Origin of the sequence: Methanosarcina sp. UBA411 (assembly GCF_002495725.1) — an archaeon.
Taxonomy (GTDB): domain Archaea; phylum Halobacteriota; class Methanosarcinia; order Methanosarcinales; family Methanosarcinaceae; genus Methanosarcina.
Window position 1 is genome coordinate 204,769 of record NZ_DAGK01000012.1, and the last position, 15,658, is coordinate 220,426.

Here is a 15,658-nt window from a genome sequence, read left to right on the forward strand (position 1 = left end):
AAGGATGAGTAATATGATAACAATGAAAAAATTTAGATCAATATTTGTTCTGATTTTCATAGTTGTAGCTCTCTTTACTTCAGGCTGCACGGAAAAAAACCTAAGTGCAGAACAAATTGCAGCCCAGATGATGGATAAAGAGAACAGCACTCGAGATTATTCATATACAATGCACGTGACCACCTATCTCGGAGGAGAAATCAAGGAAACAGAATCTAAAACTCTGTTCAAAAAGCCTAATATGACTAAAAGTATTGTAACAGAGCCCGGTAAAGAAAATCAAACAATAATCGTTTCAGATGGGAAAATCTTGTGGAGTTACACACCAGATACCAATACGGTCACAAAAATAAAAATTTCCAAAGCTTCAGAACTTACGAAAAATGACTATACCAATATTATAAGTGAATTTCTTAATGATACTAATGTAACAATGCCTGGCGTTGAGAACATAGATGGAAGAAAAACTTATCTGCTGGAGACAACTCCAAAAGAAAACGATGGAGATTACGAACTGATATACAAGACAAAAATTTGGGTAGATCAAGAGACATGGATGCCTCTCAGATATGAGACTTATAACGGCGATGGAAGTCTAACCATGAGATTGGAAATTCAAGACTTGAAAGTAAACACCGAAATTCCGGACTCAGAATTTAAATTTGAGATCCCAAAAGGCGCAAAAATAGTGGACTTGGGGGAAATTAGGCCTCCTGAAGAATTAAGCCTTGAAGAAGCCAGAAAGAAAGCCAGTTTTAAGATTCTTACTCCAGAGTACCTTCCTGAAGGTTATGAATTCAATAATACAATGATCTACAATAACAGCCAATTCTCTCCGGAAAACCAGCGTTTTGAGACCGTCGAGCTGACTTACACAAAAGACAAAGCATTTATAGCTCTCGCGGAAACCGTCTCTATGAACCAGTCATCAGATGCTACAATTATGGGTAAAGGTGAAGATATTCAGATTAATGGGATAGAAGGAAAATATCTTTCTATGAGGAAAACGAAACTTTTGACGTGGAAGTTAGGAGATGTTAATCTAAGCCTTTGCGCTTCCCTGGAGAAAGACGAAATGCTGAAAATCGCGGAATCAATTTCAGAAAAAATATAAAACTCGTGATCTGCAGGAAAATAAAAACTAGAAAAAGATAAAGGTGAAACTGTGATTTGAATTGTTACATGAACAAAAAAGTGATAATAATTTCCTTTCTTTTTCTGTTTATCCAATCTTAACACTTACTCTTTTTTAAATTTGGCATATAAAGATTATTTTTTATATCAAGTAGTGTGCGAAAATTATGTAAAAATCAAAGTATCAATAATTCTGTATAGAAAAAACAGAATTTATAAAGGCAGAGCAGGGAAACTAAATATAAAAATATCTCTAGTAAAATAGTGATAATAAAATACTATAAAACAATAACAGAAGAGAGAAGCAGGATCAAAAACAAAATAAGTAAAAAATTGTTTAAAGCCCCGCCCGCAGGCGGAACTTGAAAAATCACTCTGCTGCAGGAGCTTCTTCTGCGGCTTCAAGGCCGAGAAGAGCTTTTATGGATTTGCTTCCATACTCAACGACTTTTGCATTAACCTGGACGACGTCAGAGGTAATTTCCTTGCCGCGTACCATCTTTCTCCTGCGCTGTCCTGGAAGCTTGGGGGTGTATCCCACACCTACTGCCATCAGAATTCTCTGCCTTCTGGAGCCCGGAAGGTCGGGTTTCATAACAAAACCACTACCATCACAGCCGCCGGTGATCTTGACTTTGTAGCCGGCCAGTCCGAAAATTGAACCGTCAACAACATCGCCTATTGACTTTCCGATTAATGCGTTTGCTCCAGCATCTTTTAAATCGATCTGGTAAGCACGCCCTTCCTTTGGGTCAGAAACTACAACTTTGAAATTAGCCATGTGAAATCCTCCAATATCAGATTTATTTTAAATATATTCCTTTGCCTTGCCTTTCCATCCGAAACTCTACCCGGATTTTTCCTGAATTCTTACCTGAACCTTCCATAAATTCTGAACATAATTCTGAATATAGTTATCATATAAGCATTATTTTGCCCAGAAAGGATTATCTTTTCGTTTCAGGGAGAGGAAAATCTCAAGAGTTTCCTTTTCATCAGTTGAAAGGGAATCATAGATCTCGTGCTCAAGAATTTTGGCATGCCTCTCAGGCACATTGATATAGAGCACGTCCTCTTCTTTGATCTGCCTGCCTACGGTTGCGCCTTCAATTGCCATTGCAACCTCTTTGCCTACCCTTGCAGACGGAATATTTTCTCCTTCAATCTGCAGACCTTTGATCTTGCCTACAACGTTTCCGTTTTCAAGCATAACATCCGCGTTTGTCCGCACGACTCCACCAAGTACTCTTATGCCGACAACTGCTGGTTTACTCTGGCGAAATACACATCCGGGAAGGATTTTGAACTTTCCAGGACGGATTATTGTTTCGAAAATCTTCTTTTCAGCCTGTTCCTGCTGCTCTTTTACATACTCCTGGTAATCTTCAACCAGGCGGTAAATCACATCGCTGGTGAATACCTTCACACTGCTTTCCTGCAGGAAATCTCTGGCGTCAGGATGAACTTTGACATTGAAACCTATAATCACAGAATATAACGGGTCTTCAACCGTAGAAGCCTCTATTACATCCCGATGTGAGATATCCCCAACTTCTGCTTTCCTGATAGGGACATCATCTTTCTGGAACTCATAGACAAGAGCTTCAAGAGAGCCAAGGGTATCGGCTTTGATCATGATTCCTACTGAGCCCGTATCAATTCTGACCTCATCGACCTCGGATTTTACCTGGGATACAACCTCGTCAAGGGTTTCTTCGGTAGCAACCCTTATTGGAGAGCCTGCAAGAGCACCTTCTAGACCAGGAGCCGAAATCTTTACACCAGCGGCGGCAGTAACCTTATTCACCTGTTTGAACTTGCTCTCGTAACGCATCTCAGAAAGTTCTCTTGGCTTTAAGAGAGCCCGAACCTTTGTTTGGATTGGTTTTCCGAGGCTTCCGATAACAACGGTATCGCCCTTTTTCAAAGTGCCGTCATAGAGAATAACGTCAAGAGTTGCACCAAGACCTTTTTCTTCCTTGACCTCAAGCACAGTTCCGACTCCTGGACCTTTGGCACTGTACTGTAGGTTTGCTTCAAGGAATTTCTGGGCCAGGCCAAGGAGTACCATCAAGACATCAGGAATTCCTTCACCTGTCATAGCACTTACAGGCACTACGCCCAGGGTTTTCTGGAAGTTTGTAACCCTGTCGTACCGTTCTGCTGCAAAACCTTGGTTGTATAATTCACCGATTACTTCGTAGAGTTTTGTCTCAAGCTTGCCCTGGACGTCTTCTGACTGTTTTTTGAAAGTAGCTGCAAAAGGCAGGTCTTTTTGTGAGACCCAGCCGCCAATCCTGTCGATCTTATTAGCAACAACAACAAAAGGAGTTTTGAACCGCTTTAAGATTTGCAGGCTTTCATAGGTCTGAGGCTTAAAGCCTTCATTTATGTCAACTACAACAATTGCAAGATCGGCAAGGGCGCCTCCCCTGCTTCTTAAAGTTGTAAAGGCATGATGTCCAGGAGTATCAATAAAGAGCAGCCCTGGAACTATGAATCTGTCCCGAAGCCTTGGATCTCCAAGTTTGTTGATAATCACGTCTATTGGAACTTCGGTTGCCCCGATATGCTGAGTGATTGCGCCAGCTTCTCCACTGACAATTGCAGTACCCCTGATCTTGTCTAGCAGAGTCGTTTTCCCGTGGTCAACGTGCCCCATCACGCAGACTATAGGAGTCCTCAAATTTTTCTTGTCGGCCATATGCAAAACCTCTCTCATTCCCGCGTCTTATTTGCTGCAGGTCCAGAAGGGTCCGGGTTTACCCTGACGGACCCATAATTGCAGGTCGGATAAACAAAGGCCTGGAATCGTGTCCTGAAATTCCAGGAACACAAAAAGGCTTTGATGCACCTGCTTTATTCGTACAGACAGACCTCATCGACCCTGGAATAGTTTCCAATTTCGGAGTCCTTAAAGTGAATTGCAATTTCCCTTGCTGCAGCTTCTGGAGAGTCGGAGGCATGAACTACATTTCTGCCTACATCAAGAGCAAAATCCCCACGGATTGTTCCGGGAGCTGCATCTACAGGGTTTGTGGCCCCATTTATAGCCCTCATAACCCGGATTGCATCTTTTCCTGCAACTACCATTGAGACTGAAGGTCCCGAAGTGATGAATTCGACAAGGCCTGGGAAGAAAGGCTTGGCTGCATGTTCACCGTAATGCTCTTTTGCAGTGGCTTCACTGATAACGTTCATCCTGAGGGCAACGAGCTTCAGACCTCGCTTCTCGATTCTGGAAATTATCTCTCCGACTAGCCCGCGCTGGACTCCGTCAGGCTTTACCATAACGTATGTCTGTTCCATGTGCACACCTTAATAATCCGAACAAATAAAACTGGCAATTCTACTTTTATGCTTTCTTCAACTGGATTCTGCCCTTCTCGGTCCATTCGGTACGCCTTGGAAGTCTGCCTAATTTGAAGTTGCTCATACACTTGGAAGAGTGCATGTAATAGGTAGAACCGTCTTTCTTGACATAGAGCTTACCAGTTCCGGGCTCCAGCATCTTCCCGCAGAAATAGCATTTTCTCTGTTCCATCAATCTCACCGCTTTCTTATCTGGTGGTCAGTTTCTTTGCTTCTCTTGAGGTCTCAAGAAGCATCAGGATGTCGCCTACGCGGACAGGGCCCACACAGTTTCTTGTGATAACACGGCCCTTATCCCTGCCTTCCAGAACCCTACACTGGATCTGGCTGGCTTCACCATGCATACCTGTATTCCCGATAACGTCAATAACCTCAGCAGCAAAGCCGCCGGTTATGCTTTCATCAGCCATAATTAGCACCTCTTGTTATCAGGATTATTTAAGAGCTTCAAGCTTCTGAGCAATGTCCTGGACGATTTCAGCTGCTTTTCCTGCATCTACGATTGCGACAGTTGCGCAGGACACACCAAGCCCACTGGCTGCACCGAGTTCTTTCTGGTTTTTGATGAAGATATAAGGTGCTTTCTTTTCTTCGGAAAGAGGAGCGATGTGAGCGACAATCTCGGCAGGCTCGATGTCTTCTGCGATCAGAACGAGCTTTGCATTGCCTCTTTCTATTGCTTTTGTGGCTTCATTGGTGCCTTTTTTAATCTTTCCAGTGTCTCTGGCAAGCTCCAGAGCTTCAAGTGCTTTGTTTGTAAGTTCTTCTGGAACGTCGAATTTAGCTAATTGTGCCATATAAGATTCTCCTTCGAAATTGCGAGTGTCGCAATTTTTCATCAATCATAGGTTTTTTAACACACATCTGTCAACATTGAAATCAGATATTTAATTGAAACATGAGAGACTTCAATGCGGAGAGTAAATGAGTTGAAACATAGATACTGCTAGCTAAATGCTGCAGATCGAACCTTAGAAGTACATGATCACCTATAAACTTTCTGCTTGAAAACGCAAGTCATAACCGAAAAGCAGAAGTAAATTGATAAGAGGTTCGTATATATAAAGCTGTTTTCAGCTCCCGGATAAAAACGGAATAAATACGTCATGGTTATAAGGAATGTGAGAAATTTTGATTTCATGGACACGGTCTACTATGAAGCTCACAAAAATCTTTATATTAACCTTACAAACCGCTGCAGTGCAGATTGCGTTTTTTGCATCCGTAATTTTGCAGACGGGGTTTACGGATATGACTTGAGGCTTTCAAGAGAACCGACAACAGAGGAAGTTATCGGAGCCCTTGAAGGACTGGATCTTTCAAAATATAGAGAAATAGTATTCACAGGCCTTGGAGAACCAACCCTCAGATTTGATGTGGTGCTAGCAGTAACCCGCTGGCTGAAAAACCGGAATATTCGAGTCAGGCTAGATACCAATGGACAGGCAGCCCTGATAAACCCGGGAAGAGATGTGGTCTCAGAACTGAAAACTGCAGGATTAGACTCTGTTTCCGTAAGCTTGAATGCCGAATCCGAAGAAAAATATAACAAACTTTGCAGGCCTATTCATAAAAATGCTTATTCTGCAGTACTTGATTTTGTTAAGGGAGCAAGGAAGGCAGGAATCAGTACAAGAGTTACAGTAGTTAATGTGCCCGAAATTGACCTGGAAAAATGTAAAAGGCTTGCAGAGGAGCTTGATTCTGGTTTTCATATAAGGGTTTTATCCGAAGCTGCAAGCAAAGAAATCTGAAAGCTGTTAAAAGTAAAATATTTAATAAATTTTCAGCAATATGACTAGAATTAGCAGGAGGTAACAAGTAGATTATACTTACAGAACGCGAGTATAAAAACGAAAAGACCTATACTGAGTAAATTATATTTCTGTTTGATTCAACATAAGAAAACATAATGGATTTAGTTATATAAAAATTTATTATAAAAATAAGGTTACCAAACGACTGTACAAAATATTGAATAAATACAAAAGTTCTTTTTCATTTTTTTGTTACTTATTTTAATTATACTACAAAAATATGAAAATCAACAGTCAAGATTTCCCTTTTTTATTTTGGAATTTAAGATTGAAAAGACTCAATGTATACAGTAAAGATGTTTTCATTCATTTCAAGTTCGCTTACATACTTATCCGCGCGTTCTTCAGAAATCCCACTCAAAGGATGCTCTCCAAATCGAATATGGCAATAGACGAACGTTTTTACTTGAAGGTTATGTTTATTTAATATCTTAATAAAATTCTTATCATTAATAGTTTGATCAGGTACCGTAATTATACAATAATTTCCTTTTTCGATAGATGTTGTATAATTAGTCCAACTTTCTATTTTTTCCAATTCATTCCTAACATCCACCACTTTGTCTTTATCTACCACTATGTAATACGTGTCTGGCATTGCATAATAATTATAATCTACATAATACATAGTCAAGTTGTAGTTCTCAAGGATATTTTTTGCTTCTGTTTTGGTAACCCCCTCTCTAAATTGAACGACTAAGCCACCTATATTGCCTTCATGTGGGGTTATTGTTGGAGTAAAAATTGTCATCTTTACAAATAATTCAATAAGGACTATGGAAATCAGAAAAACGATAAAGAATGTGATTTTTTTATTTCCTTTATTCATAACTACCACTGCAAAAATATTATGATATCAGTTCCGTAATATATCCCACATTCCGCAGTATTTTTTCGAAAACCAATATTTTTTCTGATAACGTTTTTGAAACAGATATAAATAATTTTGACTCTTTAAAAGATTTGGTGAAAATTGAATGATATCGTTTTTTGGTTTCTAAATACACCATATAGTTGCTTTCACCTCCTGCATAAAAGTCCAAGAAATTCATGTTGGATTAAAAATCGATAGCAGGAAAAATTATGAAATGTGAAATATTACTGCGGAAAGTGGGATATATAGTAATTTTCTCTACATATTACAGAAATGGAAGTTTACGTCTCTAGAGCTGAAATTTCAGATTTCCGAATTTTTGTGTTAATTTCCAGACCTGTGTTTTTCATCATCAAGGTTCTCAAAGTCTTCCAAGTTTTCCTCTCTTGGCCGTTTTTTGAAGGTTTGATTCTTCAGGTAAATCGCTACTATAAAAACCGCCAGTAAAAGGAATATTGGACATTTAAAGAAATTAAGCAGTCCCGAAAACCTTGGTGAACTTTCTGTGGAGGCGGAGTTTTCTGTTGCAGGATTGCCTTCACTTTTTATACTATCTGAATCCTTGGAGGCCGAAGCAATCTCAACCACATTTTCAATGCCTACAACTGCTGCCATATCTTCTTTTAACGGCAATCCGAGTCCTTCTTCTAAAAGGAAACGATCCCCAAAGAGCCGTGCAAAAACTGTCGAGTTCCGCTCAAAAAGATACGCTGCTCCATCATCGCTCGCTGCGGCAATGACCGAGCTATCACGAGAAATGTATACGTCATTAATATTTCCTCCGCAACTGCAGTTCCAGAACTCATTCCCATCGAGATCGAGCACATAAAGCGTATCATCCCAGCTTCCGGCTGCAATGAATGAAGAATCCGGCGAAATGACAACACTGTAGATGTCGTCTTTTGCCTTGTAGTCCCAGAGTTTTGTGCCTGTGCTGTTAAACAAGTAAATTTTATCGTCAAAGCTTCCTGCTGCCAGATAGGAGCCATTGTTTGCCAGAGAAACACTGCTAATCCAGTAAGCAGGATGGTGTATCCAGGAAAACTCCCCTTTCTGATTAAGAAGATAAACGTTATAATTGGAACCTCCGGCAGCCACATAATTGGCCTGTGGAGTGATGCACACACTATTGATTACACTGCCTGTCCTCTGTTCCCACATTTTATTTCCTTCACTGTCAAAGAGGTAAATGCAGTGATTGGACCCTCCGGCTGTAACATAAGAGCCGTCCTTGGAAATGGCTATACTGCGGATGGAATTTTCGGAATCAAAATTCCATAAAAGCTTGCCTTCTCGATTAAAGAAGTAAATCTTGCCGTCTTCACTGCCCGCTGCCACATATGAACCATCGGAGGAGATCATAACACTGTTCACACTTCCCCCTGTTTCGTAACTCCAGAGTAATTTTCCCTCCCTGTTAAAAAAATAGACTTTCTTATCGTTGCTTCCTGCAGCTACACGAGTTCCATCGGAAGAGATTGATACGGTGTAAACAATATCTCCAGTGGTATAATTCCAGAGTTTCTCCCCATCGGAACTAAAAAGAGAAACATTATGATTAAAATCCCCGACTGCAAGACAATTCCCACTGGAAGAAAGAGAAACCGTATTAACTATGCATCCTGTTTCACATTTACAGAGCAGGTCAAAAGCCCTGAATTCCGAAAGATTTACTTCCTCGCTACCCAGAGTAACGGTCTCATCTGCAGCTCCCAAATCTGCAAACAGGCCGAAGAGCAGACCCAGTGCTATAAATAACCATATTCCCGCTGACTGTCTCATAATAGCTATAAATAGGAGTTAATTCCACATGAATTTTTTGTAAGAGTGCAATAAGAGTATAGTATTTAGAAAGAGTATTAAGAAGGAGGGGAAAAATCCTGAACGATGGGATCTTCATGTCCCAAAGCACCGATTGAGAGAAACTGAAAGAGGTAGACAATCAAGATTTTCATGACCGACAACCTCATATTGCGTGGTTTTGTTCAAAAGAACTTACTAATCTTTCTCTTAAGACTCACTAATCTTTTTTATTCATTAATCAGTTAGAGGGTCAGTTACTGAATACTGCAAACCAAAATATAACCCTGAGATCTGACAAGATTTATTAAATCTTGTCCGTTTTTTAGGTTTGGTTAATAATTTATTACTATATTTCAGCCTTGACGGTTTTCGTTACTCTTAAAGCACAACTGTCTCACTATTTTAGACACTTTACTTGCCTTTTACTGTAATATAGCCCTGTCTGGTTATCGAACTACTGCCAGCGGCATTAGTTACATTTAAAGTAACGTTATAAGTTCCAGGATTTGTAAAGGTGTGCGTCGCATTCATTGCATGTTTTGAATTAATTCCATCCCCAAAGTCCCACAGCCAGGAAGTAGGTGCACCTGTACTATTGTCAGTGAACAATACTTTTAACGGTGCTGTTCCTGAATTAGGGGATGCAGAAAAGTCTGCATCAGGTCTTTTTGATCCGGATTCCTTCTTCGAAATAGTGCACATGTAGATATCCGAGTTTTCAAGTCCATTGCGAGAATCCACCCATACAATCCTGTCCCCGTAGATTGAACGACCCGACGCTGATCCGCTGGTAGTGATCTGAGTCTCCTTTCCAGTGGGGAGATCGTACATATAGATATCAGTTTTCCAATTGCGAGTATCGGTATATACTATTCTGTTACCATAAATGGCAGGCCAGCCTACTCGTCCGCTAGTGATTTGAGTTTCCTTTTTAGTGGAAAGATCATACATGTGGATATCGAAATTCCCATTGTGTTCATCCTGCCATACAATTCTGTCCCCGTGAATTACAGGCTTCTGCTTCCATGATTCAGTGGAAGTTATCTGTGTCTCTTTGGAAGTAGACAGATTGTACATGTAAATATCTCCATCTACCCATACTACTCTATCATCGTATATACTAGGAAAATACTTATAGTCGGATTCACTAGTAGTAATCTGAATCTCTCTGGAAGTGGAAAGATTATACATGTATACATCGGATTTTCCATTGCGGAAATCAATCCATGCAGCCTTATCCTTATAGATAGTAGGAAGCCACTTATCTGATTTGTTAGTGGTTATCTGAGTTTCCTTAGAAGCGGAGACATTGTATACGTAGATCTTATTTTGATTTCCATTACGCAGATTATTCCACACTATATTGCCACTGCCAATATCAAGATCGTACTGACTAGTTTCACCGGTGATTATTTTCATTTCCTTGCGAGTGTTGAGATCATACATATAGATATCCCGGTTTCCATTGCGGTTATCCTGCCATACTATCCAGTCATTGTAGATATCAGGGCCACCCGTGATTGATTTGTTTGTTGTAATCAGATATTCGGTGAGAATAAGCTCCCCGTCTATGCGTTGCGCAGGAGATACTGTTACAATAGACGATTTTGAGGCAGTGCCCTTTATATTATCTACTGTCAGGTTAACAGTATAGGTTCCAGGATAGGTATATACATAAACTGGACTTTTTTCTATAGAATCAGTAATTCCGTCGTCGTTGAAGTCCCATAACCATGATGTCGCATTTTTAGAAAGATCTGTAAATTGAACTGAAAGAGGAACCTGGCCAGCTGTAGCATTAGTTTTGAAGTCTGCTAACGGAGGAACTTCAGCTTCCTGTAAAACTACTTCCATATTTTTTGATGACTTGTCTTTTCCGTTACTCACGGTTAAATTGACAATATAAGTTCCCGGGGTCGTGTATGTATAAGCTGGACTTTGGTTTGTGGAGTCAGATATTCCATCACTGTCAAAATCCCACTCCCATAAAATTGCATTTTTCGAGAAATCTGTAAACTGGACAGCAACTGGGGCAAGATCCTGTGTAATATTTGTGCTGAAGTTTGCAATGGGAACTACTGATTCCTGTGATATTGATACAGATACGAGCGGGAGATAGTCCGTATAATTCTCATTAATTTTATAGGGTAAGTCTCCAATTCCATCTTCATCCGAATCTACACAGTTCTGGGAAAATCCAGTTCCATTAGGTTTTGCCCAGTAATTACCACCAAGGTAAGGGCCGCATACAATATTAGTACCTGAGACTTTTGTGGTATTCCAGGTAGCAAAAAATATTCCGGTTTTATTGCTTATTGTCTTTGCAGTATAATAGTTGCTCTTGTAGTTGCCGTCACCGTTAAAGAAATTGACAGTATTGTTGAATATATTATTATAAAACCAATTAGTCCCATTATATGGAACCTCATAGCTGACATCTTCGACATAGACTCCATATTGATTGTTTAGCTCCACCCTGTTACTAGCTACCAGATTGCCAGACGAATCGCTTTCGAAAAATATACCTATATTGTTGTTTGAAATATTATTATTTAATAGTGAGTTTCCTTCATTTAAAAGTGAGTCTCCTCCTGTCGAATCTCCAATATAAGCGGGAACATAAGCTGGACCGCTCAAGAATATCCCTATATTGCTATTAAAGATTGTATTATTTAAGAATGAGTTTCCCTTTAGCGATGGCCCAACCATAATTCCTTGACCATTATCAGTTAGGGTATTATTACTAATTGTACAAGACCCTGACATCATATGCATACCTGAACTACAATTTACAATTGTATTATTTTCTATTTTAGTAGAATTAGATTCATAAAGGGCAATTCCCATACCTCCCGAGCCAGCATTCGGATCATTTGAAATATAATTCTCGAGAATTTTGTAGCCGCAGCAGTTATTCAACGTTATCATACCTTTTAAAATAGTATTATTAAGCAAAATAAAATTACCTGAATTAAGTAAAAAACAACTACCCCGTCGTTGAGAAACATCAATACTTCCGTCAACAATTAGATTGTCAGAAATTCTCAGATTAGAAATCACGGCGTCTTCAGGGGCAGATATAAGGATACCTGAATTCAAAATTATATTTTTCACAACTGTGAAATTATGACACACTTTAGCATCAATGCCCAGTTTTAAAATGTTATTTTTAACAGTACAGTTTTCAATGGGGTCTTGATAACTATATCCCATAGGAAATACGTATTTCCGTAAAATTAAACCTTCTTGTATACTAAACCCACTTATAGTAGTATTGTTTGCACCCATTTTAAATGCCCGAACAATAGTGTTCTCAGGATCCTCAGATTCAGAAAGAATGCTTATATTTTCTTTCATTACATCCACACTTTCGTTATAATTTCCTGGACAAACTAAAATTACATCTCCATGATACGAATTCTTCACTGCTTCCTGAATCGATTTGAAATCTGCACCTGAGCCATTACTATCTACTGTAATCTCCCTGGCGGATGCAGGGCTATAAGCCAAAATTATAAGAAAAATAGCAACCGCTAAAAGAATTGTGAATTTATTTACCCACACCCATACTTCCCCCTTTAAACCAGAAATATCAAATTATAGAGCTCTTACAAAGACCTAAAAATTTAGCTATTTAAGAGTCAATAGTCCTTATTTTAGGACCTATATATAATCTTAATCATTTCTCCAAAGAATGTACAGCATGTTGAGAATTTATTTTACATTTAAAAGGTTAAAATCCATTAGTTTTGGGTTTCAACGGTTTTTAATTCTTAGTTTTTATATTAATTAAAAGAACTAAACATTGGAAGTTCTCTCATGACACTACTGTTGACTTTCACGATTAATGGTGAGCTTCAATAAGTTGTGGGCAAAGAGAAATCCGCTGCAGCTGTTTTTACCCAGCTTACTCTTCCAAAGGAATAATATATAAAAATCCGTTGCAGAATCATCGCAACTGGAAAAGTGCCAGAAAATGGAAGAAATATAGATACTTTCGGGAAAAAAAGCCTGAAGAATCGCTAAATTCAGCGGAAATACTGACATTACTTTTTCCTGTGTCCCTTACTTTCAAAACCTGAGGTTACTTGCCTGTCATGTTGACTGCCCTGAGAGCAGGGCTCCAAAATAAATAAAATTGAGGGGATCCATATCAATCTCAAGAAATGTGATAAATATTGTTTGCTTCAGGCATTTCGACTGTTGACCGTAAGATCCAGCTCGGTTGATGAAGGAGGTTTGGCAAGCGGAAGATAGTCGAAGTCACTTCCATTAATCTTGAATGGCAAATCACAGATCCCATCGGAGTTTGAATCGTTCGAGACCTGAGAGAAGCCTGTTCCTTTTAGATTTGCCCAGAAATTCCCTCCCAAGTTTGGCCCTCCTATGATACTTGTCCCTGGTGACTGTGTAGTATTCCAAATATTTCCTTCGGAATTCTCGGCTATCACGTTTAAGTTATTATTGAAGTAATTATTATAAATACGGTTATCTGCGCTGTAATCCTGCAGACAAATTCCAGATTCGTTACTCTCTATTATTGTATTATTAGATAACTCGTTGTTTTGACAGTTCTCTCTCAGAAATATGCCTGTGCTGCCGTTTGAAATTGTGTTATTATAAACCCTGGAATCGAAGACAAAAGTTAGATAGATCCCATTTTCGCAGTTAGAGATCCGGTTGTCACGCAGGATAGTTCTTGCCTGAACATCATAAATGTCAATGCCGGTACTGCAATTTATAATTTCATTCCTTGACACGAGATTGTTTCCACCGCAGCAAGCAATACTTATTCCTTCACCGTTCGAAAGCCGGTTCTGGAACATTATATTGTCCCAGCAATGAGCCCCAAGAACTAGATTACTCTCTTCTATAGTATTATTTATCATTAGGTTCTCACCGCACCCTTCATCAAGCCATATTCCGTTGCGGAAAAAAGTATTCTTTAAGAGTGTACTGTTCCTGGATGCCTGCAGGTAAATCCCGTACCTGTTATCAAAAAATATGTTGTTCTCGATTGTGCAGTTGTTAACCTGCTCCAGGCAAACTCCTGCTGCAGGACAACCGAACTCATCCCATTGGGAACTGGACATACTCGACCCTGAACTGGAAGCCTGCTCTAGATCTGCATTCTCGGAATCACTTGACTTATTACCGACATCGACAGAGTTTGCAGAGCTTGAAGCGTTAAAGACACTGGAAACCTCCCCTAATCCGGTTATATTGAAGCCGCTGAGAGTTACATTACCAGCCTTAACCCGGAATACGCTGGAATTTATATCTCTGGCCCTTACAAGCACATTTTCAGGGTTCTCAAATTCTGAACTGATCTTTATTCCTGAAACGTTGACAACAATATTCTCCTGATATTCTCCGGCTTTCACAATGACGAGATCTCCGGCCGTAGAATTATTTACTGCAGCCTGGATCGAATTACCGGGTTCTACATAAATAACCTCTGCACTTCCGATGCCTGCCGAAAGCAAAGATAAAACAACAATCAAAATGACAATCAGCGCGGTACTGAACCTCTGTCTGCTGCTACAATCTCCGATAAGCACGATTCCCAGAACCAAACCCCCCAGAAACTTTACATAGCCCATCCGGCTTAGAATAGGATAACTTCGAGCCGACAATTATCGCGTATAATGAACAATGATTTGTTAATATACGATTAATTTGTTAATATACAGATGAAATTAATAATTTATATATCAATTGTTTTCTCGTTTTTAAATATCACTTTGTCTCTACAAGAAACCTAAAAGATTTCGTATAGAGATTCTCACCTGCTGCCGGGTTCAGAAATCTACCTGTCTATATGTGAAGAAGCAGACCTTAGAGGCCTGAAAAATTCCGGAGTGAAAGACTGGAAGATTATGAGGAATGCAGAGCTGTGCTGGAGTATGTTGAGAAATAAGAAACCAATTTCTTAAAAAATGAAATTTAATTAAAATTAAAACTGGTAAAGTCGAAAATTTCCCATACACAAGCAGATTTTCCTATACTACTCCTAATAAGAAGTTACTTCACAAAAGCTTTCATTATCGGATTTTTCCCATTTCATGAATTCGAAATTTTTTTAGCCATCGGTGGAGTTATCTGGAACCATTTTCTGTATCCAGAGTAAGTTTTCAAGCAACAAAACTATGAGGCATCTACTTGAAAGTGACTTCAATCCCCTTAAACAATAATAGAACCATAAATTTAGAAAAATAAATCAATTATTCAAAGATAACAGTAAAAATAGATAGACATCGGTTCGAGGTAAAGTGAATCTATAGGATCAGATGTTAATCTTGAGAGATATTTATAGGTATATTTTTTTCAAACTGTTTAGAAAAGATCATTTGAAATTGCTTTGAGTCTCTGGCAGACAGCATAAGAAATTATTGATATACTCAGTTTTTCCTTTCTCCAAGCTTATACTATTTTTTGTATGTTTTTCATTTTATGCAGCCGCCAGCTCAAAATATAACGGATCTATGGAACTGTCAATTAATTTTAAAGACAACTCTTATGATTCGTTATCCATCCCACACTACTACACCATTCTTAATTACTTGGAAATCCCGGCTGCAGCGAATGTCAAAGTTGCCAATATTGCCAATATACATTTTATTTTCCTCCACTCGTTTAGTAGATTTCATATTTTTCT

The 15,658-nt window shown here is 39.1% G+C and carries 12 protein-coding genes; 2 read left to right on the plus strand and 10 right to left on the minus strand.

Translation table 11 applies throughout. From position 1 onward, the window contains the following. Positions 1–22: 22 nt before the first annotated feature. Positions 23–1,114, plus strand: coding sequence for an outer membrane lipoprotein-sorting protein (locus BP861_RS04700; RefSeq protein WP_292373044.1), 1,092 nt, complete (start codon positions 23–25; stop codon positions 1,112–1,114). A gap of 390 nt (positions 1,115–1,504) precedes the next feature. Here the strand turns inward: BP861_RS04700 and BP861_RS04705 are convergent, their stop codons facing one another. From BP861_RS04705 to rpl7ae, 6 genes are all read right to left on the minus strand, one after another. Further along, positions 1,505–1,915, minus strand: a complete 411-nt coding sequence (locus BP861_RS04705; protein ID WP_292373046.1) for a 30S ribosomal protein S6e — start codon at positions 1,913–1,915, stop codon at positions 1,505–1,507. A 147-nt stretch (positions 1,916–2,062) separates the two neighbouring features. After that, positions 2,063–3,838 (minus strand): translation initiation factor IF-2, encoded by a 1,776-nt coding sequence (gene infB / locus BP861_RS04710; protein WP_292373048.1) that lies wholly within the window; start codon positions 3,836–3,838, stop codon positions 2,063–2,065. Between the two features lie 155 nt (positions 3,839–3,993). Continuing rightward, positions 3,994–4,443, minus strand: a complete 450-nt coding sequence (ndk, locus tag BP861_RS04715; protein WP_292373050.1) for a nucleoside-diphosphate kinase — start codon at positions 4,441–4,443, stop codon at positions 3,994–3,996. A 46-nt stretch (positions 4,444–4,489) separates the two neighbouring features. Further along, entirely contained in the window at positions 4,490–4,678 is a 189-nt protein-coding gene (locus BP861_RS04720) for a 50S ribosomal protein L24e (RefSeq protein WP_292373051.1), read from the minus strand. Between the two features lie 16 nt (positions 4,679–4,694). Beyond that, on the minus strand, positions 4,695–4,916 hold the full coding sequence (locus tag BP861_RS04725) for a 30S ribosomal protein S28e (protein ID WP_292373053.1): 222 nt from the start codon (positions 4,914–4,916) through the stop codon (positions 4,695–4,697). Positions 4,917–4,940: 24 nt separating this feature from the next. Then, positions 4,941–5,303, minus strand: coding sequence for a 50S ribosomal protein L7Ae (gene rpl7ae, locus BP861_RS04730; protein ID WP_292373055.1), 363 nt, complete (start codon positions 5,301–5,303; stop codon positions 4,941–4,943). Positions 5,304–5,612: 309 nt separating this feature from the next. Between rpl7ae and BP861_RS04735 the strand changes: the two genes are divergently transcribed. Then, on the plus strand, positions 5,613–6,260 hold the full coding sequence (locus BP861_RS04735) for a TatD family nuclease-associated radical SAM protein (protein ID WP_292373057.1): 648 nt from the start codon (positions 5,613–5,615) through the stop codon (positions 6,258–6,260). A gap of 325 nt (positions 6,261–6,585) precedes the next feature. Here BP861_RS04735 and BP861_RS04740 read toward each other — a convergent pair whose 3' ends face one another. From BP861_RS04740 to BP861_RS04755, 4 genes are all read right to left on the minus strand, one after another. Beyond that, positions 6,586–7,152, minus strand: coding sequence for a UPF0228 family protein (locus BP861_RS04740; protein ID WP_292373059.1), 567 nt, complete (start codon positions 7,150–7,152; stop codon positions 6,586–6,588). 369 nt (positions 7,153–7,521) lie between these two features. After that, positions 7,522–8,979, minus strand: coding sequence for a WD40 repeat domain-containing protein (locus tag BP861_RS04745; RefSeq protein ID WP_292373061.1), 1,458 nt, complete (start codon positions 8,977–8,979; stop codon positions 7,522–7,524). A 432-nt stretch (positions 8,980–9,411) separates the two neighbouring features. Continuing rightward, positions 9,412–12,564, minus strand: coding sequence for a PKD domain-containing protein (locus BP861_RS04750; protein WP_292373063.1), 3,153 nt, complete (start codon positions 12,562–12,564; stop codon positions 9,412–9,414). Between the two features lie 623 nt (positions 12,565–13,187). Then, positions 13,188–14,576 (minus strand): right-handed parallel beta-helix repeat-containing protein, encoded by a 1,389-nt coding sequence (locus BP861_RS04755; protein ID WP_292373064.1) that lies wholly within the window; start codon positions 14,574–14,576, stop codon positions 13,188–13,190. Between the last annotated feature and the right edge of the window lie 1,082 nt (positions 14,577–15,658).

What these genes read in the sequence shown, in the direction of transcription:
- BP861_RS04700 (WP_292373044.1), top strand. Translation starts at nt 23, where the DNA reads ATGAAAAAATTTAGATCAATATTTGTTCTGATTTTCATAGTTGTAGCT.
- BP861_RS04740 (WP_292373059.1), bottom strand. Translation starts at nt 7,152, where the DNA reads ATGAATAAAGGAAATAAAAAAATCACATTCTTTATCGTTTTTCTGATT.
- BP861_RS04705 (WP_292373046.1), bottom strand. Translation starts at nt 1,915, where the DNA reads ATGGCTAATTTCAAAGTTGTAGTTTCTGACCCAAAGGAAGGGCGTGCT.
- BP861_RS04725 (WP_292373053.1), bottom strand. Translation starts at nt 4,916, where the DNA reads ATGGCTGATGAAAGCATAACCGGCGGCTTTGCTGCTGAGGTTATTGAC.
- ndk (WP_292373050.1), bottom strand. Translation starts at nt 4,443, where the DNA reads ATGGAACAGACATACGTTATGGTAAAGCCTGACGGAGTCCAGCGCGGG.
- BP861_RS04735 (WP_292373057.1), top strand. Translation starts at nt 5,613, where the DNA reads ATGGTTATAAGGAATGTGAGAAATTTTGATTTCATGGACACGGTCTAC.
- infB (WP_292373048.1), bottom strand. Translation starts at nt 3,838, where the DNA reads ATGGCCGACAAGAAAAATTTGAGGACTCCTATAGTCTGCGTGATGGGG.
- rpl7ae (WP_292373055.1), bottom strand. Translation starts at nt 5,303, where the DNA reads ATGGCACAATTAGCTAAATTCGACGTTCCAGAAGAACTTACAAACAAA.
- BP861_RS04720 (WP_292373051.1), bottom strand. Translation starts at nt 4,678, where the DNA reads ATGGAACAGAGAAAATGCTATTTCTGCGGGAAGATGCTGGAGCCCGGA.
- BP861_RS04745 (WP_292373061.1), bottom strand. Translation starts at nt 8,979, where the DNA reads ATGAGACAGTCAGCGGGAATATGGTTATTTATAGCACTGGGTCTGCTC.